Annotated in this window: 21 protein-coding genes and 1 pseudogene; 16 read left to right on the forward strand and 6 right to left on the reverse strand. The window is 75.3% G+C overall.

The window, feature by feature from the left end:
* Nucleotides 1–127: 127 nt before the first annotated feature.
* Complete coding sequence (locus ACR80Q_RS00930) at nt 128–559, forward strand: hypothetical protein (RefSeq protein WP_435375659.1); 432 nt, start codon at nt 128–130, stop codon at nt 557–559.
* On the opposite strand, the gene ACR80Q_RS00935 is transcribed toward ACR80Q_RS00930, so the two are convergent.
* A complete protein-coding gene (locus ACR80Q_RS00935) occupies nt 550–1965 on the reverse strand; it encodes a VWA domain-containing protein (protein ID WP_435375660.1) in 1416 nt (471 codons plus the stop codon). The two genes, ACR80Q_RS00930 and ACR80Q_RS00935, sit on opposite strands and share 10 nt — an antisense overlap.
* A gap of 84 nt (nt 1966–2049) precedes the next feature.
* Between ACR80Q_RS00935 and ACR80Q_RS00940 the strand changes: the two genes are divergently transcribed.
* The 3 genes from ACR80Q_RS00940 (at nt 2050) to ACR80Q_RS00950 (ending at nt 4694) form a co-directional block, all read left to right on the forward strand.
* Nucleotides 2050–3438 (forward strand): hypothetical protein, encoded by a 1389-nt coding sequence (locus ACR80Q_RS00940; protein ID WP_435375661.1) that lies wholly within the window; start codon nt 2050–2052, stop codon nt 3436–3438.
* Between the two features lie 61 nt (nt 3439–3499).
* Entirely contained in the window at nt 3500–4249 is a 750-nt protein-coding gene (locus tag ACR80Q_RS00945; protein WP_435375662.1) for a hypothetical protein, read from the forward strand.
* Nucleotides 4230–4694, forward strand: coding sequence for a DUF3592 domain-containing protein (locus ACR80Q_RS00950; protein ID WP_435375663.1), 465 nt, complete (start codon nt 4230–4232; stop codon nt 4692–4694). Before ACR80Q_RS00945 ends, ACR80Q_RS00950 begins: the two co-directional genes overlap by 20 nt.
* A gap of 50 nt (nt 4695–4744) precedes the next feature.
* Here ACR80Q_RS00950 and ACR80Q_RS00955 read toward each other — a convergent pair whose 3' ends face one another.
* The gene (locus tag ACR80Q_RS00955) at nt 4745–5194 is read right to left on the reverse strand and encodes a hypothetical protein (RefSeq protein ID WP_435375664.1); all 450 of its coding nucleotides are present in this window, start codon (nt 5192–5194) and stop codon (nt 4745–4747) included.
* A gap of 123 nt (nt 5195–5317) precedes the next feature.
* Between ACR80Q_RS00955 and ACR80Q_RS00960 the strand changes: the two genes are divergently transcribed.
* Complete coding sequence (locus ACR80Q_RS00960) at nt 5318–6181, forward strand: DNA-formamidopyrimidine glycosylase family protein (protein WP_435375665.1); 864 nt, start codon at nt 5318–5320, stop codon at nt 6179–6181.
* Between the two features lie 30 nt (nt 6182–6211).
* Here ACR80Q_RS00960 and ACR80Q_RS00965 read toward each other — a convergent pair whose 3' ends face one another.
* Entirely contained in the window at nt 6212–6841 is a 630-nt protein-coding gene (locus tag ACR80Q_RS00965; RefSeq protein WP_435375666.1) for an SSI family serine proteinase inhibitor, read from the reverse strand.
* Between the two features lie 65 nt (nt 6842–6906).
* Between ACR80Q_RS00965 and ACR80Q_RS00970 the strand changes: the two genes are divergently transcribed.
* From ACR80Q_RS00970 to ACR80Q_RS00985, 4 genes are all read left to right on the forward strand, one after another.
* Nucleotides 6907–7242 (forward strand): rhodanese-like domain-containing protein, encoded by a 336-nt coding sequence (locus ACR80Q_RS00970; protein WP_435375668.1) that lies wholly within the window; start codon nt 6907–6909, stop codon nt 7240–7242.
* Nucleotides 7243–7294: 52 nt separating this feature from the next.
* Nucleotides 7295–8062 (forward strand): glycerophosphodiester phosphodiesterase, encoded by a 768-nt coding sequence (locus tag ACR80Q_RS00975; RefSeq protein WP_435375669.1) that lies wholly within the window; start codon nt 7295–7297, stop codon nt 8060–8062.
* A 56-nt stretch (nt 8063–8118) separates the two neighbouring features.
* The gene (locus ACR80Q_RS00980) at nt 8119–8583 is read left to right on the forward strand and encodes an ATP-binding protein (protein WP_435375670.1); all 465 of its coding nucleotides are present in this window, start codon (nt 8119–8121) and stop codon (nt 8581–8583) included.
* A 75-nt stretch (nt 8584–8658) separates the two neighbouring features.
* The gene (locus ACR80Q_RS00985) at nt 8659–9678 is read left to right on the forward strand and encodes a DUF5926 family protein (protein ID WP_435375671.1); all 1020 of its coding nucleotides are present in this window, start codon (nt 8659–8661) and stop codon (nt 9676–9678) included.
* Between the two features lie 96 nt (nt 9679–9774).
* Here ACR80Q_RS00985 and ACR80Q_RS00990 read toward each other — a convergent pair whose 3' ends face one another.
* The 3 genes from ACR80Q_RS00990 to larB form a co-directional block, all read right to left on the reverse strand.
* Nucleotides 9775–11043 (reverse strand): arginine deiminase, encoded by a 1269-nt coding sequence (locus tag ACR80Q_RS00990; RefSeq protein ID WP_435375672.1) that lies wholly within the window; start codon nt 11041–11043, stop codon nt 9775–9777.
* 439 nt (nt 11044–11482) lie between these two features.
* Nucleotides 11483–12685 carry a nickel pincer cofactor biosynthesis protein LarC gene (gene larC, locus ACR80Q_RS00995; protein WP_435375673.1) on the reverse strand — a complete coding sequence of 401 codons (1203 nt, stop codon included), beginning with the start codon at nt 12683–12685 and terminating at the stop codon, nt 11483–11485.
* Entirely contained in the window at nt 12682–13470 is a 789-nt protein-coding gene (gene larB / locus ACR80Q_RS01000; protein WP_435375674.1) for a nickel pincer cofactor biosynthesis protein LarB, read from the reverse strand. Before larB ends, larC begins: the two co-directional genes overlap by 4 nt.
* Before the next feature lie 108 nt (nt 13471–13578).
* On the opposite strand from larB, the gene ACR80Q_RS01005 reads away from it, so the two are divergent.
* The 7 genes and pseudogenes from ACR80Q_RS01005 to ACR80Q_RS01035 all read left to right on the forward strand — a co-directional run bounded on the left by ACR80Q_RS01005 (nt 13579) and on the right by ACR80Q_RS01035 (nt 17618).
* Complete coding sequence (locus ACR80Q_RS01005) at nt 13579–14238, forward strand: hypothetical protein (protein ID WP_435375675.1); 660 nt, start codon at nt 13579–13581, stop codon at nt 14236–14238.
* Entirely contained in the window at nt 14235–14996 is a 762-nt protein-coding gene (locus ACR80Q_RS01010; protein ID WP_435375676.1) for a hypothetical protein, read from the forward strand. The genes ACR80Q_RS01005 and ACR80Q_RS01010 overlap by 4 nt, the downstream gene beginning before the upstream one ends.
* Complete coding sequence (locus ACR80Q_RS01015; RefSeq protein WP_435375677.1) at nt 14993–15343, forward strand: transcriptional regulator; 351 nt, start codon at nt 14993–14995, stop codon at nt 15341–15343. The genes ACR80Q_RS01010 and ACR80Q_RS01015 overlap by 4 nt, the downstream gene beginning before the upstream one ends.
* Nucleotides 15340–16263 carry an ABC transporter ATP-binding protein gene (locus ACR80Q_RS01020; protein WP_435375678.1) on the forward strand — a complete coding sequence of 308 codons (924 nt, stop codon included), beginning with the start codon at nt 15340–15342 and terminating at the stop codon, nt 16261–16263. The genes ACR80Q_RS01015 and ACR80Q_RS01020 overlap by 4 nt, the downstream gene beginning before the upstream one ends.
* Complete coding sequence (locus tag ACR80Q_RS01025) at nt 16260–17003, forward strand: ABC transporter permease (protein ID WP_435375679.1); 744 nt, start codon at nt 16260–16262, stop codon at nt 17001–17003. The genes ACR80Q_RS01020 and ACR80Q_RS01025 overlap by 4 nt, the downstream gene beginning before the upstream one ends.
* Before the next feature lie 43 nt (nt 17004–17046).
* A pseudogene (locus ACR80Q_RS01030) lies at nt 17047–17220 on the forward strand (DUF421 domain-containing protein); the annotation flags it as partial.
* Nucleotides 17221–17429: 209 nt separating this feature from the next.
* Complete coding sequence (locus tag ACR80Q_RS01035) at nt 17430–17618, forward strand: DUF421 domain-containing protein (protein ID WP_435376043.1); 189 nt, start codon at nt 17430–17432, stop codon at nt 17616–17618.
* Nucleotides 17619–17637: the final 19 nt, after the last annotated feature.

The following is a 17637-nucleotide window of genomic DNA, read 5'->3' on the forward strand; positions in this document are numbered from 1 at the left end:
GTCGATGGGTCGCTGGACCTAATGTGAGACCGGACGCGAACACGTGGTGACGAAATGTCACCTTTCGTGACTGTCAGCAGTCGCCGGGGTCCGGACTCGGCGCAACGGCGACGACGGAGGTCCTTCGGTGGGTGGAGCGCGCGGGTCGCGTCGGGGGGCGCGGCTGCTGGTCGCGGGGCACGAGGTGCGCGACGTCGTGGTGGCGGACACCTACCTGCGCCGGCTGCGGGGGATGCTGCTGCGACGCCGGCTGCCCGACGCCCTGCTGCTGGTGCCGGGCGGGAGCGTCCACGGGATGGGGATGACGCGCTCCCTCGACGTGGCGGTGCTCCGGCCGTCGGTCCTGGGCGGCCGCGGGCGCCCGTCACCGCAGGAGCCGATGACGGTGGCCAAGATCGGTCTGCTGCGACCCTTCGCCCTGGTGGGCGGGGTGCGCGGCGCCTGCGCGACCCTGGAGGCGCCCGCGGGCCGCTTCGGGTCCTGGGGCCTGCAGGTCGGCGACGAGGTCCGGCTGGTCGACACCGACGACGACGCCCCGCCGGACCCGGCTCAGCCGTAGGTCGGCTCGTCGGGCTCCTCGTGCCCGGCGGTCCGTCGGCGCCACACCAGGTAGCCCACCCCGCCACCGGCCGCGAGCAGGATCACCAGCAGCAGCGGCAGGGGGGACGTGCTGGGGGGCGGGGGCAGCTCGACGGCCTCGGCCCCCGCGCTGGGCAGGGGCGGGGACGGTGCGCCCCCGTCGTCGGTCGACGCCTCCGCGCCGGCGGCAGGACCGGCGGGGGAGGCCGACGGCGCCGGGCTCGCCGCGGCCGTGGCCTCTGCGGACTGCCCGTCCGGCAGCAGCTCCAGCACGAAGTCGTGGGCGGCGTCGGGCGGGAACCCGCCGGTGCGCACCGCCAGGTAGTACGGGCCGGCCTCGCGCTCGGCGCCGTAGGGGGACCGGGAGCCGTTGGCCTCGCCCGTGCTCGTGGCCAGGGTGCTCGCCTGACCGCGGCTGATGCCGTTGAGCAGGCCGACGTCCACGCGTCGCGCCTGGGGGTCCTGCCACTCCAGGGCCACCAGCGCCTCGGCCGGCACGTCGGCGGTGCGGATGGTCAGGCGCGCCGTCATCGACCCGCCCTGCGGGACGTCGACGGCGTACCAGAGCGTCTCGCCGTCGAGGATGCTGTCGGAGTAGGTGCCCGGCTCGAGCACGGTGGCGTCGATCAGGGACGGCCCACCGGCCACCGGCTCGCCCCGCGGCTCGAACACCCGCAACGCCCGGTTCTGGGCCGCCGCGAGGGCCTCGGCCAGCAGGCCGGCGTCCTCCACCGACGTGAACTGGCCGCCGCCGGCCTCGGCCATGCACTGCAGCTGCTCGGCCCCGGACTCCTCGACCTGCAGCCCGATGGTCTCCAGGCGCAGGTTCACGCCCTGGGCGACCAGCTGCTTCGTCACCTCGCACGGCTCCGGGCCGAGGTCGTCGGGGTAGCACTCGTCGGCGCCGTCGGACACCAGGATCACGGTGCTCGTCACGCCTTCGGGCAGGTCCTGGGCCGCCTGCTGCAGCGACAGCCCGATGGGCGTCTCGCCGAGGGCCTGCAGCCCGTCGACGGTGGCCCGCAGCCCGTCGCGGTCCAGCGGTCCCACCGGCACCGCGAGCTCGGTGTCCTCGCACGCCGCGGCCTTGTCGGCGCTGGGCACCCGGTGCCCGTACACGCGCAGGCCGACGTCGAGGTCCTCCGGCAGGGCCGTGATGATCGTCCCCAGGGCGTCCTTGGCGGCCTGGATCCGGGTCGAGCCGCGGCCGTCGGGCTCCTTCATGGACCCGGAGTAGTCGACGATCAGGAGCAGGGCCTCGGAGGCGGGCCGGGCGCTGGGCTGCGGCTGCGGGGCCGCAGCGGCAGGGGACGGCACGACCGCGAGGGTGGCTGCCAGCAGGACCCCCGCGACGGACCCGGACACCGGTGCGCCCCCGAACGACACGGCCGTGAGCATACGCACGCCACCGGCCCGGTTTTGGGCCCTCGGGCCCGGCGGGAGCGCCAGGACCTCGGCCAGGCTGCATCCGTGACCGTCGTCCAGCCCCACGCCTCGCCCACCGGGGTGACCGCCCGCCTGCGTCACCGTGCGCCGACGGGCAGCCTCGGTGCCGGCGCGCTGGAGTACATGGCCGTGCTGGGCGTCATGGCGGCCCTGGTGGCAGCCATCGCCGTGGTCCCGATCGCCGAACCGGCCCGTGCCGGGGTCACGACCGCCATCTGCAACTTCCTCGGTGGCACGGGCTGCGGGAGCACGGTGGAGGCGGCCGAGCTGCCCAGGTGCGAGACCTCGTCCGACGGGCGCACCATCGGCGCCAGCATCACCGCCTTCAGCGTGAAGGTCGGCCGTGAGGACCAGTACGAGATCCTCCGGTACGGCGACGGCACCGCCCGCGTGATGACCGGTGACGTGGGCGAGATCGGCCTGGAGGTCGGCGCGGGCGGCGGCGCCGACCTGCAGTTCACCGACGACGGCGGCATCCGCGGCGGCGGCCGCATCGAGGGGTCGGTCACGGCCAGCGGGGGCCTGCGGCTGTTCTACGACTTCGACGACGCGGGCGAGGCCCAGGACTGGGTGGACAGCAACCGCAACATCTTCACGCAGGGCCTCAACTTCGCGGGCGGGCCTCTGGCCGACGGCGCCGAGCAGCTGTGGAACGCGGTCGACGACGGGCGTCCCACGCCGTCGGCGATCGCCTACGAGATCGGTGCCCAGGCCCAGCTGTCGGGCGAGGGCGGCTTCGGCGGCCTGGCCAGCGGCGGCGCGTCGGGCCAGGCGAGCATCACCGGTGTGGTCGAGCAGAGCCTGGTCGACGGCACGTCCACGTTCAGCACCAACGCGGAGCTCAGCGGCGACGCCCAGGCGACGCTGGCGATGTTCACCGGCAACGGCAACGCGGGCATCACGAGCGGCTACACCGTCAGCTTCGACGCCCAGGGCAACCCCGTGGGCCTGGAGGTGCAGGAGGTCAAGAGCTACGAGGCCGCCATCGGCATGAACACCGGAGACCTGGGCCTGCCCGGCGGGGAGACGATCGACGAGGCCGGCTGGGACTTCGACATCGGCGAGTGGGGCGGCGAGAACCGCCGCACCACGTACCTCGACCTGACCGTCCCCGAGAACCTGGCGGCGTTCGAGAGCAACTTCGTCGTGGCCGGCCCGACGGCCATCATCCGGCCGGACGCCCTGTTCAACGGCAGCGCCGAGGAGCTGGCGGCCCGGGTGGCCGCGGACGGGCTGCAGGTGACGTCGGCGTACGCGGTGGACAACAGCAGCGTTGGTCTGGACCTGAACGGCAGCGCCGGCTTCAAGTTCGGCCTCAACATCGGCGGGGACTCCTCCTCCCGCCGCCTGCTGGACGCCGCCTACTACGACGCCCGGGTCCCCGGCGGTTGGCAGACGCTCACCACGTGCTGAGACGATGCGGCGAACCGGGCCCCCGGCGCCGACCGACCCACCACGCCCCGATCGGAGACCCATGCCAGCCGTCCCGCCGTCCGCCCGTCGTACCGTCCGGGCCGCCGCCGTCCTGGTTGCCGTCCTGATGACGAGCGCGTGCGGCGGGTCGGGCGACGACGCCGCGGCCCCCACGGAGCCGACCTCGGGGCCGACGGGCACGTCCTCGGGCGAGACGTCGACCGAGCCGTCGACCCAGCCGTCGCAGGGGGAGCCCTCGCCCGGGATGACCGCCGCCGCGGCGGCCGACGTGAGCCGCTTGGACCTGGACGTCGGCGCCCCGGAGGGCTGGACGGTCTGGCAGGTCGACCGGCTCGTCCTCGCGGTGCCGCCCGGCTTCGAGCCGTCCGCGGACAACAGCATCCCGTCCTCCACCGTCACCTTCGTCCCCCCGCCCAACGACGACGGCGAGACGCTGGGTGCGCTGGCGGTCTTCGTCGAGACGGGTGCGGTCGGCCCGTTGGCGGTGCGCACCGACGTGCTCGAGGACATCCGCACCGACCAGACGGGCACCGAGCCGCTGGAGCCCGCCGCCGAGCTCGAGGTCCCGGGCGCGGTCGGGGCGACCACGCTGCGCTACCAGTACGACATCGACGTGCCCGAGACCGGTCGCAGCACCGACAGCCTGCAGGTCGACGTGACCGTCCAGATGCCCGACCCCGGCCCGCAGTACGGCGCGTTCCTCAGCGCCTCGACCGAGATCGTGTCCACGGAGGACCTCGACGCCTTCACCGGCTCGCTCCGCGTCGTCGATGAGCCTGCTGACGCCTGAGCGCGGCCCCGTCGCGACCCTCGCCCCGCCGGACTGGTTCTGGTGGCTGTTCCTGGCCGTCCCGGCGGTCATGCTCGTCATCGGCGTGCTGTGGCTGCTGCGGACCGTGCCGCGGGTACGCCGGGCCCTGCCCGGCGAGGGGGTCGTCGTCGACGTCGGGCGGCAGAGCATGTACGAGGGGCGGCGGCTGTGGCGGCTCACCGTCGAGTACCGCGACGTCGAGGGCCGGGTGCAGCAGGGCGTGTGGGCCGGTGACTCGACCGTGGACCAGACGCTCTACCAGCCGGGCATGCGCGTGCCGGTGCGCTACGACCCGCAGCGGCCCCAGTGGGTGCACCTGCCCGGCAGCGGCCGGCCCCACCCCTACCTGGTCCCCGGGGGGCTGGTCGTGGTGGGCGGTCTGGTCATGGTGCTGGTGCTCGTCCTGCGGCAGGCGATGGGCTGAGGCAGGTGCTGGGCTGAGGCAGGTGCTGTGCGCGGGTCCCGCCGGCCCGGTCAGGTGCCGGTGTAGGGCGTCGGCGCCGGGGCGTGCGGCGCGACGGCGGCCGCCAGCCCGGCGACGACGCCGGCCAGCAGGGCGCTGAGCACCGGCCCGGTCAGGAACGACAGCAGCCCCGCGCCGGCCAGCAGCAGGCCGGCGCCGGCCAGCAGACCCGGGACCAGCAGGTAGCCCAGCGCCGCGCCGGCGGCGGCGCTCACCCCGGCCGTGGCCCGTCCCTCGCCCTCGGAGCGCACCCTGACGCTGCCGAACCACCCGGCCAGGAACCAGGTGAGCACCGCGGCGGCCGCCGTCCCCACGAAGACCGGGCTCGGTCCGTAGCGGTTGCCCAGCCCACCGGCGACCAGGACCACCAGACCGCTCAGCAGCAGGTACAGCACGACCAGCAGTCCTCCGGCGAGCACGACCGTGCGGGTGTGCAGCACGACGCCTCCCCCTGCTCTCACGAGGGCAGACGGTACTGGAGCGGGACCTCGTCGGACGTACCCGGCACAGACCGTGGGACCCGGTCGTCGGGTGGACCTGGTCCCGAGGTAGTGCCGGGAGCCCCGCTGCGGCACGATCGGCTCGTGCCCGAGCTGCCGGAGGTGGAGGCGCTCGCCCGGTTCCTGGCCGAGCGGGCGGTCGGACGTGTCGTCGCGCGCGTCGACGTCGTCGCGCTCAACGTGCTCAAGACGTTCGACCCGCCGCCCACCGCGCTGCACGGGCTGCAGGTCACGGGGGTGTCCCGCCACGGCAAGGTCGTCGACCTGGACGTCGACGGGCTGCACCTGCTCGTCCACTTCTCCCGCGCGGGGTGGGCGCAGTGGCGTGACCCCGCGCCGACCACCCCGGCCCGTCCCGGCAAGGGGCCGCTGGCGCTGCGGGTGCTGCTGGACGACGGGGACTCCCTCGCGGCCCTCGACCTGACCGAGGCCGGCACCCAGAAGCGGCTCGCGGTCCACGTGGTGCACGAGCCCTCGGACGTCGCCTACGTCGCCCGGCTGGGGCCGGACCCGCTGACCCTGGACGCCGCCGGCTGGGGCGAGGTCCTCGGCTCGACCCGGCAGCGGCTCAAGACCGTGCTCACCGACCAGCAGGTCGTCGCCGGCATCGGCAACGCGTACTCCGACGACATCATGCACGCGGCCCGGCTGTCGCCCTTCGCGCCCGCCGGCGGCCTGGACGAGGCACGGCTGGGACGGCTCGCCGACGCGGTGCAGCTGGTGCTGGGCGTGGCGGTGCAGCAGGCGGTGGGGCAGGAGCCCGGCGCGCTGAAGGACGCCAAGCGCGGCCGGATGCGGGTGCACGGCCGGACCGGTGAGACCTGCGACGTCTGCGGCGACACCGTGGCCGAGGTGTCGTACACCGACTCCTCGTTCCAGTACTGCCCGACGTGCCAGACCGGCGGGCAGAAGCTCGCCGACCGCCGGCTGTCGCGCCTGCTCAAGTAGTGGGTGCTCGGGCGGCGGCTGTCGCCCGGCTCAGGCCGCCCCGCCGAAGGGGCCGAGCACCGCGCCCATGGCCTGCCAGCGGCTGATCTGGCAGCCGTCGGTCAGGGCGAACGTGGCGGCCACGTCCACGGGCCCGCCCTCGGCGTCCAGGACCGCGCCGGTGATCTCGGCCGTGGCGTCCCCGCCGTACTGCTGGGTGCACATGGCGTCGGGTGCGACCGGGGCGAACGGGTTGCCGGCGGTGACGGCGGCGAGCAGGTCGGCGCACGCCTGCTGGGCCTGCGGGTGCGAGCCGGTGGCCGTGCCCGTGGCCCAGTCGCACGACAGGGTGACGGGCGGCTGGTCGCCGTCCGGGCCGCCGACCACCACCGTCAGCTCGGCGCCGACCGGGTCGACCGGCAGCTCGGCGGCCCCGACCGGGGGCGACGGCGGCAGCAGCAGCTCGGGCTCGGTGGCCTCCGGCGTGGTGTCGGGGCCGGTCGGGCTGTCGTCGGGGTTCATCGGGTCCTCCGTCGTCTGCGCCGGGGCCGCCGCAGCACCTGTCGTGGGGCCGGCGCCGTCGGTGCCCGCCTGGCCGCAGCCGGCCAGCAGGGCCGTGGCGACGAGCAGCCCGATCGCCGCCCGGGGTCCGGTCGGGGTCCGTCCTCGTCGCGTCCGCATGCCCATCCGACGACCCAACCACGACCTGGGTTCCACCACCGCCCCGGATGGGGGAAGATCTGCGCGTGAGCGAGGTCCCCACCGTCCGCGTCGCCGACCTGCCGGCCGACCTGCCCGACGACTTCGTCCTGCTGGACGTCCGTGAGGACGACGAGTGGCAGGCCGGGCACGCCCCCGGCGCCCTGCACGTCCCGCTCGGGCAGGTCCCCGCCCGGCTGGCCGAGATCCCCGACGGGGAGGTCCACGTCATCTGCCGCTCGGGCGGTCGCTCCGGCCAGGCCGTGGCCTGGCTGACCCGCAACGGCTACGACGTGGTGAACGTCGCCGGCGGGATGCACGCCTGGGTGGACGCCGACCGCCCCGTGGTGTCCGAGACCGACGCCGACCCGGTCGTCCGCTGAACCGACCCGGTCGCGTCCCGGACCAGGTGCGCGACCACGTGGGCGGCGCCCGGTGAGGCGCCCCCCGCTGCCGCCGTCCGGTCGCCCGCTGGTCATCGCGCACCGCGGGGCGAGCATGGCCGAACCCGAGCACACCATGGCGGCCATGGAGCGGGCCGTCGCCGACGGGGCCGACGCCCTGGAGTGCGACGTCCGGCTGACCCGGGACCGGCAACCCGTCTGCCACCACGACGCCGACCTGGACCGCACGTCCGACGCGACGGGCAAGCTGTACACCCGCAGCCTGGCCGAGCTCCAGGACGTGGACTTCGGCGACGGCAAGGGCGTCCTGACCCTGCGCCGGCTGGTCGAGTTCTGCCGCGACCAGCCGCGCCCGATGGGGCTGTCCATCGAGACCAAGCACCCGAGCCGGTGGTCGTGGCAGGTGGAGCGGATGGTCGTGGCGGAGCTGTTCCAGGGCCTCGGCAAGGACCTGGCGGGCCTGCCGTTCGTCAACATCATGTCGTTCTCGCCCATCGCCGTGCGCCGCGTGGCGGCCCTGGCGCCGGGGCTGGAACGGGTGCGGCTCCGTTCCCACCGGGCCCCGATCCCGCAACTGAGCACCTCGCACGCCACCGGTCTGGACATCCGGCTGCTGCGGGCCGACCCGACCGTGGTGCGCGACTGCCACGAGTTCGGGCAGCGCACCTACGTCTGGACCGTCAACACCGTCGAGGACATGGACCTGTGCGTCCGTCTCGGCGTCGACGGCATCATCACCGACGACCCGGCGACCGCCCGCGTCGTGGTGGACCGCGCCTACGGGGCCCCGGGAGGGTAGGCGCGGGTTTGCCGGGAGCCCCGACGGGGTATCCCCCATCCGACCTAGGAGTACGGATGGCGGAAGGTGAGGACATGGTCTCCGGGACCACGGTACGGACCGAGAGACGGTGGGACCTCGCTCACGCTGCCTCGGCGGTGCCCGCGGCCCGCGAGGAGCTGACCGGTCTGCTGCGCTCCCTGGGCGTCCCCGAGGGCACCGTGGTCGAGTCCGAGCTGGCGGCCAGCGAGCTGCTCGGCAACGCCGTCATGCACGGACGTCCCGACTCCCGCGGTGTCATCTCCCTGCGGGTCCGCGTCCGGGACCACGTCGTCGAGGTCGCCGTCACCGACGGGGGCCCGCTCGACGGCCAGGTGGTGGACATCCGTCCGCGCCGCACCTCGGTCGTGGCCACCCGGGGCCGTGGGCTGCGCATCGTCCGCAGCCTCGCCCACGAGTGGGGCGTCATCGTCGACGACGCCGGCGGCGACACCACGGTGTGGGCCGCCATCGGCGGGCCCTCCCGTCGCCGCGCGGTCTGACGGCCCCCAGCGGTCTCTGACGGCCTCGCGCCCTCGCGGTGCGGCCCGGGTCGGCACCGGTGGCATCCTCGTCCCGTGAGCAGACGACGCGACGCCGCGACCCCCACCATCGACCCGTCCACCCCCGTGGACCCGCCGAGCGGCGGCCTGCGGGCGCCGTGCCCCTGCGGTTCCGGCAAGCGGTACAAGCAGTGCCACGGCCGGTTCCGTACCGGGGCGGAGTTCGTCGCACGCCCCTTCGAGGGGCTGCCGCGCGAGACCGACTGGGTCGCGTTCCGTGAGATCGTCCCGGCCGCCACCATGCGCACCCGGACCACCGACGGCACCGAGGTCGTCTTCGCCACCGTCCTGCCCGTGGCGTGGCCCGCGCTGCGTCGCGTCGACGGCAGCGTGTTCGTGGGGGTGCAGGCGGCCGACGCGTCGTCGGACGCCAGCCGTGACCTGGCCGCCGCCCTGGACGCCGCGCTCGCGGCGGACGGTCCCGGGCCCGTCACCCACCTGGACGCCCGGACGTCGACGGTCCGGCTGCAGGACCGGCTCGACCTGACCGTCGACCCGGTCGTCGAGGTGCACGAGGGCTTCGACTTCTGGCTGGACGGCGTGCTCGACACCGACGCCTCCGACGCGTCCGACGCCGGTGCCGCCGACGACGACCCGCTGGCCGCGCTCGCGCCCCAGGTGCGGGCCTCGCTCGAGCGGGCCAACGAGGCCGTCGTCCCCACGGAGAAGCTGACCAGCGCCGAGAGCGCCTACTGGGCCCAGATCGGCGAGAGCACCCACCTGCGCTGGATCATCTCGACCCCGGAGGAGGCGTTCCTCGACGCGCTCGCGCGGCTGCACGCCCAGCGTGGCGAGGACGGCTCGCCGCTGTCGACGCTCGGCGAGGGCACCCGGTTCGCCGGGTTCTTCCGGGCCTACGGCCTGGTCGTGCCGGTGTGGGACCTGGCGGACGACTCGACGGCCGAGGCCACCGAGGAGCCGCTGGCGGCGTTCGTCGAGCGGTTCGAGGCGGCGCTCGCGCAGACCGACCCGCTGGACGGCGAGGCCCGCCGCGCCCGCGCCGGCCTCCTGGCCCGCCAGGTCACCCTCCGCTGACCCCCGGAGCCGCCGCCTGGCACGCGCAGTGGTCGTGAACCGAGCCGGTAATGGTCGGTTCCGCCGCCACACCGCGTGCCAGGCCGGCGCCTGGACTCAGAGGGGGTCGCGGACGACCGGGCAGCTCATGCACCGGGGGCCGCCGCGGCCGGAGCCGAGCTGGTCACCGGGGATCTCCAGCACCTCGATGCCCGCCTCGCGCAGGGCGGCGTTCGTCCCCGTGTTGCGCTCGTAGGCCACGACGACGCCCGGCGCGATCGCCAGGGTGTTGTTGCCGTCGTCCCACTGCTCGCGCTCGGCCGAGACCGGGTCCAGGCCCGTGTCGACGTGCCGGATGCGGGACACGCCGATGGCCTCGGCGACGGCCGGCAGGAACGGTCGGGCCGCCCCGACGGTGAGCTCCACGTCGCCCGGCGGCACCTGGGACCCGCGCGTCCCGCCCGTGCCGTTGGCCGCGGTCAGCGGCAGGGCGACCAGGCTGGTGGCGACGTTGGGGTAGATGACCACGGCGTCGCGGTCGACCATCGTGCAGACCGTGTCCAGGTGCATGGTGGCCCGTTCCTGGGCGATCGGGACGGCGAGGACCGTGTGGGCCAGGCCGCGACCGATCACGGTGCGCGCGAGCCGCTCGACCCCCGCCGGCGTCGTCCGCTCACCGGTGCCGACGGCCAGCACGCCCGGGCCGACCACGAGCACGTCGCCGCCCTCGACGTGCTCCCAGGACGGCTCGTAGGCGGTGACGACGCCCGCGAAGCGGGGGTGGTGGGCGTAGACCAGTCCCAGCAGGTGCGTCTCGCGCTCGCGGGCGGGCATGGCCAGGCTGGCCACGGCCACCTCGTCGCCGAGCCAGACGCTGGAGTCGCGGGTGAACAGCAGGTTGGGCAGCGGGTCGACGACGAAGTCGTCGTCCTGCAGCAGGGCCGCCACCAGCCCGGACCGACCGGGCACCTCGTCGTTGCGGACCCCGGCGACGAGGGCGTCGGTCAGGGCGTCGGCGTCCAGGGACTCCAGGTGGTCACGCACCCGCTGCTTGAGCGTGTCCCCCATCCGCAGGTGGGTGGCGAAGTGGTCCGTGAGCACGTCGGAGATGGCCCGGGTCCGGACCTCGGCGTCGCCCAGCACGTCCCGCAGCAGGTCGGTCACCAGGTGCACGACCACGCTGCGCGCCCGCAGCGTGTCGGCGAAGGCGTCGTGCTCGACCTGCGCGCGGTCCACCCAGGGCAGACCGTCGAACAGCAGCCGGTCGTTGTTGCGCGGCGTCAGCCGGCGCAGCTCGTTGCCCGGCCGGTGCAGGATCACCTCCCGCAGCGTGCCGACCTCGCTGTCGACGAACCCACCGGTACGTGCCGTGCTGCTGCTGTCCACGGCGACATCGAACCACCGACGGAGCGCAGCCGAGGGACCGCAACGGGTGAATGACACGCGTCACCTCTGGTCAGACCAAAGTGTCACGGCGTACCGTCTGGCCAGCGGGCGCGCGACCGGCACCGAGCTCGGCCCGACCCGGGGCCGGAGCGCTCCGCAGCGGGCCGACGTGTGGCCGCCGGGTACGGGGTCGTCCCGGCGGCCACGCGTCATCACAGGCACTACCGAGAGGACCGTCGATGAGCAGGTGCTTCCCCACGGCGAGACCACCTCACGCCGGCACGCGGCGGCGCAGTCGCTGGGGCCGTCCGACCGGCCCGGTACCGACGGCCAGCGCCACGTCGTACGGCTGCGCCGCGACCCCGAGGCTGCCCGTGCGGGCCGGAGGTCGATCGACCCGGGCGGCGTGCGGGGGCAGCTGACGACGGACGGTCTCCCGTCAGCCGCGGTGCTCCTGGGCCAGGGCCGAGGCCCTCGCCAGCACCTGCTTGGCCGGGGCGCCGGTGCGGGCGGCGGCCACGGCGACGTCCTCCCACTCCGGCTGCACGTTGACGACCCGGCCCTCCAGCCACGCCCGCTTGACCCGGACCCGGTCGCCGTCGACGTCGACAGCCACCTCGTCGCGGGGCAGGGCGTGCTTGGCCACGGCCTGCACCCGCATCCCGATGGCGCTGGTCTCGGTGACGACGACGTCACGGACGGCCTGGGCCAGCGACGGGTCGCTCAGCACGTGCAGGGTGTGGGCGGGGCGGCCCTTCTTCATGAGGATGGGCGCGAGCCAGGCGTCCTGGGCCCCGACCTCGAGCAGGCGGGCGAGCACGCGCGGCCACAGCCGGGGGTCGAGGTCGTCGACGTTGGTGCTGGTCACCAGGGCGACGTCGGTGCCGGTGTCGCCCAGCGGCCCGACCGGGGTGCCGAGCACGACGCGCAGCGCGCCGAACCGACCCGGGGTCGGGCGGGTGCCCGCCCCGGACCCGGTCGCCGACGGGCGCAGCGGGGGCAGCGGGCCCCAGGCGTCGGCCAGGGTGGCCAGCAGCGCCATGCCGGTGGGGGTGCAGGACTCGCCGGCGCCCTCGCCCGCCAGCACGGGTGCCCCGGCCGCGGTGGCCAGGTGCAGGACGGCCGGGACCGGGGCCGGGATGCGACCGTGGCCGTGGCTGCCGGCGGCGTCCTCGCCGCGGCCCAGCGCGACCGGGGTGACCACGACGCGGGTGACGCCCAGGCTCTCGACCGCCGCGACGACACCGACGACGTCACCGATGGAGTCGTGACCGCCGACCTCGTGGAAGTGCACCCGGTCGACGTCGGTGCCGTGGATCTCGGACTCGGCCCGCGCCAGCGCGGCGAACACGGCCGTGCTGCGGTCGCGGACCCGGGGCGCCAGCGGTGCGGTCGCCAGGGCCCGCTGGATGTCGGCCCAGCGTCGGTCCGGTCCGCTCGCGAGGTCGTCGGCGTCCGGCACCACGTCGGCCCGGGCGACCCTGAAGCCGTCGCGCACCTCGTGGTGGAACGTGATGTCGGCCGGGACCACGGCCCGCACGGCGGCGCGGGTCGCGGTGGCGTCGGCTCCCGCGTCCCACAGCGCCCCCAGCAGCATGTCGCCCGCGGCCCCGCGGCCGGCGTCGATCCACAGCGTGGTCACGGTCGGTCAGTCTGCCCTGGGTCCGTGGCGCCCGCCCCTGACGCGGCACCGGTCGCGACGGACCTGGCGGCGGCTCGCGCGACCCGGGCGGCGTGCACCCCCGCGCCGTAGCCGTTGTCGATGTTGACCACCACCACGCCCGGCGCGCACGAGTTGAGCATCGACAGCACGGCCGCGAGCCCGCCGGCCCCGGTCCCGTACCCCACGCTCGTCGGCACGCCCACCAGAGGCACCCCGACCAGGCCCGCGACGACGCTGGGCAGGGCCCCCTCCATGCCGGCGACGACGACCAGGCAGTCGGCCGCGGCCAGGGTGTCCCGCACCGCGAGCAACCGGTGGATGCCGGCGACGCCGACGTCGTCGACGCGCTGCACGCCGGACCCGTGCACCCGGGCGCTGACCGCGGCCTCCGCGGCCACCGGCCCGTCCGACGTGCCCGCCGCGACGACCGTGACCAGGCCGCGCGCCGTCGGCAGGGGGCCGAGGACCGCGGTGCGGGCGGCGGGGTCGACGTCGGCCTCGGGCAGCTGGGCCGTGACCGCGGCCAGTGCGGCGTCGTCGAGGCGGGTGGCGAGCACCGCCGTGTCGGGGTGGGCGGCGTGCAGCGTGGCCAGGATCTCCACCACCTGCTCCGCGGTCTTGCCGGCGCCGAAGACGACCTCGGGGTCACCTGTGCGGGCGCGGCGGTCCACGTCGATCCGGCTGTGGCCGAGGTGGACCGTGCCGGCGGCGGTGCCGGTGCTGTCGGTGGTCGCGGGGGCGTCGGGCTGCTCGTGGTGGGGCACGCAGGGAGCGTAGGTCGTCGGCGAGGTGTGCTCGGCAATGGGCTTGCGGGTGACAACTACTTTGCGATACAAAATGCACATGGTTTGCATCGCAAAGTGGTCCATCCGGTGAACGCGACGGCACACGACGGCGCGGCCGACCCCGCCCAGCTCCTCGCCGCGGTCGGTGCGCAGGACCGCCTGGTCCGGGCCCGCACCGACACCGACCCGCGTCTGGTGCTCGGCGTGTGGGGGACGGCCCAGCTCGTGGGCTTCGGCGCTGTCGCCGCGAGCTGGCCGGTCGAGGGGGGCGCTGTGCTGCCGGTGCCCGTGCTCGCCGCGGTCGGCGTCTACGCGGCTCTCGTCGCCGCGGCCGTGGTCGTCACGGTCAGGCACACCGCGGCCGCCGAGCGGGGTCTGGACGGGCCGTCCCGACGGGTCCGCCGGCTCCACGGCCTCAGCTGGCCGGTGGCGTTCAACGCCGGTGCAGCGCTGGTGCTGGCCATGGGCCTGGCCGGGGCCGACGCCGAGCTGCTGATGCTGCTGTGGCCGGCCCTGACCGGGTTGCTCGTGGGCCTGCTGTACCTGGCGGCCGCCGCGATCTGGCAGGACCGGCTGCGCCTCGGCATCGGCCTCTGGATGATCGTCGTGGCCGTGGTGGCGCCGTTCGCCGGGGCGCCGGGCAACTACGTCGTCATGGCTGTCGCCGGTGGCGGCGGGTTCCTCCTCGCCGCCCTCGCGGTCGCCCTGGGGATCGGCTCGCGCCGGGCCGGGGTGGTGGCCCGGTGAGCGCCTCGCCGCCCCGTCGGCCCGGTCCGCCCGCGCGGGCGGGTCGAGCCGCCGAGCCTGCCGTTCCCGCCGAGCCTGCGCTCCTCACCGACCTTGAGGGTCATGTCGGTCCCGAGGGCCCCGTCGACCCCGCCGAGCAGCTGAGGCTGGTCGCCGAGCAGCAGGCACGCACCCACCGCGCCCTCGCCCCCGACGAGCGCGTCCTGCTGGGCGCGTGGGGCACGGCCTGGCTGGTGGGTTTCGGCGTCATGTGGCTGGCGTCCCCGCTGCGTGAGGGCGGCGCCCTGGTGCCGCTGCCCGGGCTGTTCGTCGGCCTGCTGTTCTTCGTGCTGCTGCTCGGCGCCGCGATCGTCACCGGGGTGTACTCCGTCCGCGCCTACCGGGGGGTGGCGGGACCGTCCGCCCGGACCGGCGCGATGTACGGCTGGGGCTGGTTCCTCGGTTTCGGCCTGGTCACGTGCGTGGCGTTGACCGCCGAGCGGCTGGGGGCGCCGCCGGACGTGACCGCGCTGCTGTGGCCGGCGCTGTCCGGTCTCGTCGTCGGGCTCATGTACGTCGCCGGCGCCGCGGTGTGGGACGACCCGCTGCAGTTCGCCATCGGGGCCTGGATCCTGGTCACCACGGGGGTGGGCTGCCTGCTCGGGCTGCTCCCGCTCTACCTGGTGATGGGCCTGGCCGGGGGCGGCGGGTTCCTGGCCGCCGCGGCCTGGTTCACGCTGCGCCCCGCCGGTCGGGCCTCGTCGGTCGCCCGCACGTGAGCGCCGACGCCGACGCCCGACCGGTCGAGCTCGACCCCGTCATCCACGCCCAGGCGCGGCTGCGGCTGACGACGACGCTGGCCGCGCTGCCGCCCGGGGACCGGATCGCGTTCCCACGGGTGCAGCAGCTGCTCGACATGACCGCCGGCAACCTCGCGACCCACCTGCGCAAGCTCGAGGACGCCGGCTACGTCGAGGTGACCAAGACCCACAGGGGCCGCTCGCCCGTCACGTACCTGGCGCTGACCCGCACCGGGCGCCACGCCTACGAGGACTACCTCGCCGCCCTGCGCTCGCTGCTGGAGGCGACCGCCCCGACCGTCCGACCCGAGGGGGAGCGACCATGACGCACACGCTCGCGCGGTGGGCAGGGGTGACGCGCCGCTACGGCGACGTCCTCGCCCTGGACGACGTCACGCTGGACGTGCCCGCCGGGCAGGTCGTCGGGCTGCTGGGCCCCAACGGCGCCGGCAAGTCCACGCTCATCAACCTGCTGCTGGGGCTTCGGCGTCCGGACGCCGGGTCGGTCGAGCTGTTCGGCGGTGACCCCCGGGTGCCCGCCAACCGCAGGCTGCTGGGCTGCACCCCGCAGGAGACGGCGCTGCCCGCGACGCTCAAGGTCCGGGAGGTGCTCGACTTCGTCGCCGGTCATCACCCGGACCCGGTGCCCACGGCCCGGCTGCTGGACGAGCTCGGGCTGACCGAGCAGGCCGGCCGGCAGACCGGTGGGTTGTCGGGCGGGCAGCGACGGCGGCTGTCCGTGGCGCTGGCCCTGGTCGGCCGTCCGCGCCTGCTGGTGCTGGACGAGCCGACCACCGGCCTGGACGTGGACGCCCGCCACCTGCTGTGGCAGAAGGTCCGCGACTTCCACGCCGACGGCGGCACCGTGGTGGTCACCAGCCACTACCTGGAGGAGATCGAGGCCCTGGCCCAACGGGTCGTCGTGGTCGCGTCGGGACGGGTGCTGGTCGACGACACCCTCGACGCGGTCCGGGCCCGGGTGCAGCAGCGCCGGGTCAGCATCCGGGCGGGTGCCCTGCCGGATCTGGACCACGTGCTGCGGGCCGAGGCCCGCCCCGACGGTCGGTGGTCGTTGTTCACCGCCGACTCCGACGCGCTGGTGCGCGAGCTCGTCCGGGCCGACGTGGACTTCCGGGACCTGCAGGTCGCCGCCGCCTCGTTGGAGGAGGCGTTCCTCGCGCTGACCGCCGGCAGCCGCGCCGGGCACGACCCCTCGGACGCCGCCCGGACGGAGGCCCACGCATGAGCCTGGTCGCGCTCCACACCCGCTACGTCGCGATGGAGACCCTGCGCGTCCCCATCGCCGTCGTCGGCACGGTGATGTTCCCGGTGCTGTCGTTCCTGTTCTTCGTGGTGCCGTTCGGCGCGATCTCCGGCGACCCGGTCGCGGCCACCGCGGCCGCGTCGCAGCTCAGCCTGTTCGCCGTGTTCTCGGTCTGCCTGTTCACCTTCGGCGTCGGGGTCGCCGACGACCGCGGCACGCCGTGGGACCCCTACGTCCGCACCCTGCCCGTGGGGGCCGTGCCGCGGATCGTCGCCCGGCTGCTCAACGGCGTGCTGTTCGCGCTGCTCGGCCTGCTGCCCCTGCTGCTGGTGGCGGCCCTGCTCACCGAGGCGGCCGTGACCCCGGTCCAGGCGCTGCTCGGCCTGGCCGCGCTGGGTGTCGCCGGGGTGCCGCTGCTGTTCATGGGGGTCGCGATCGGGTACTCGCTGCCGGTCAAGGCCGCGATCCCGGTGGCCCAGGTGCTGCTGTTCCCGCTCGCGTTCGGAGGCGGGCTGTTCATCCCGCCGGACGGCTTCCCGGCCTGGCTCGACGCGGTGTCTCAGGCCCTGCCCACCCGCGCCGGCCGCGACCTGGTGATCGCCGCGACCACCGGCGCCGACCTGCCGGTCTCGGCCCTGCCGGTGCTGGCGCTGTGGGCGGTGGCAGCCGGTGCGGTCGCCGTGTGGGCCTACCGGCGCGACGAGGGCCGTCGGTTCCGCTGAACGTCACCTTGCCGGGACGGCCCGGACGTGAGGACAGTGACGGATGTGGTTCGACACCTGGTCCGGTCTCCTGCGCGTGGTCCTGGTGGGCACGGCGGCCTACGTCTGGCTCGTCGTCGTCCTGCGGGTCAGCGGCAAGCGGACGCTCGCCAAGCTCAACGCGTTCGACCTCGTCGTCACCGTCGCCCTCGGTTCCACCCTGGCCACGATCCTGCTGAGCAGCGACGTGGCGTGGGTCGAGGGGGCGCTCGCCCTGGCGCTGCTGGCCGGGCTGCAGCTGGGGGTGGCCGCGATCACGTCGAGGCTGCCCGGTGGCCGCTCGTTCGTGACCGCCCGGCCCACGCTCGTGCTGCGCGAGGGGGGCGTCGACCACGACGCGATGCGCGGTCAGCGCCTCACCGAGGGCGAGGCGTCGACCACGACGCGATGCGTGGTCAGCGCCTCACCGAGGGCGAGGTGCGACAGGCCGTGCGGGCCTCGGGGACCGGGGACCTGGCCCGGGTCGCCGCCGTGGTGCTGGAGTCCGACGGCACCCTCAGCGTCATCGGCCGCAGCGACGCCGGTGACCTGTCCGCCGCGACCGACGTGGCCGGCCTCCACGTCCGCGAGACCTGAGCCCGCCCCCGAGCCCTCG

It is taken from the genome of Aquipuribacter aurantiacus (assembly GCF_051216895.1).
GTDB lineage: Bacteria > Actinomycetota > Actinomycetes > Actinomycetales > JBBAYJ01 > Aquipuribacter.

Excerpts from the sequence above, each read along its gene's own strand:
- ACR80Q_RS00945 (WP_435375662.1), top strand. The coding sequence starts at position 3,500 with ATGCCAGCCGTCCCGCCGTCCGCCCGTCGTACCGTCCGGGCCGCCGCC.
- ACR80Q_RS00950 (WP_435375663.1), top strand. The coding sequence starts at position 4,230 with ATGAGCCTGCTGACGCCTGAGCGCGGCCCCGTCGCGACCCTCGCCCCG.
- ACR80Q_RS00965 (WP_435375666.1), bottom strand. The coding sequence starts at position 6,841 with ATGCGGACGCGACGAGGACGGACCCCGACCGGACCCCGGGCGGCGATC.
- ACR80Q_RS00980 (WP_435375670.1), top strand. The coding sequence starts at position 8,119 with ATGGCGGAAGGTGAGGACATGGTCTCCGGGACCACGGTACGGACCGAG.
- ACR80Q_RS01020 (WP_435375678.1), top strand. The coding sequence starts at position 15,340 with ATGACGCACACGCTCGCGCGGTGGGCAGGGGTGACGCGCCGCTACGGC.
- ACR80Q_RS01025 (WP_435375679.1), top strand. The coding sequence starts at position 16,260 with ATGAGCCTGGTCGCGCTCCACACCCGCTACGTCGCGATGGAGACCCTG.
- ACR80Q_RS01035 (WP_435376043.1), top strand. The coding sequence starts at position 17,430 with ATGCGTGGTCAGCGCCTCACCGAGGGCGAGGTGCGACAGGCCGTGCGG.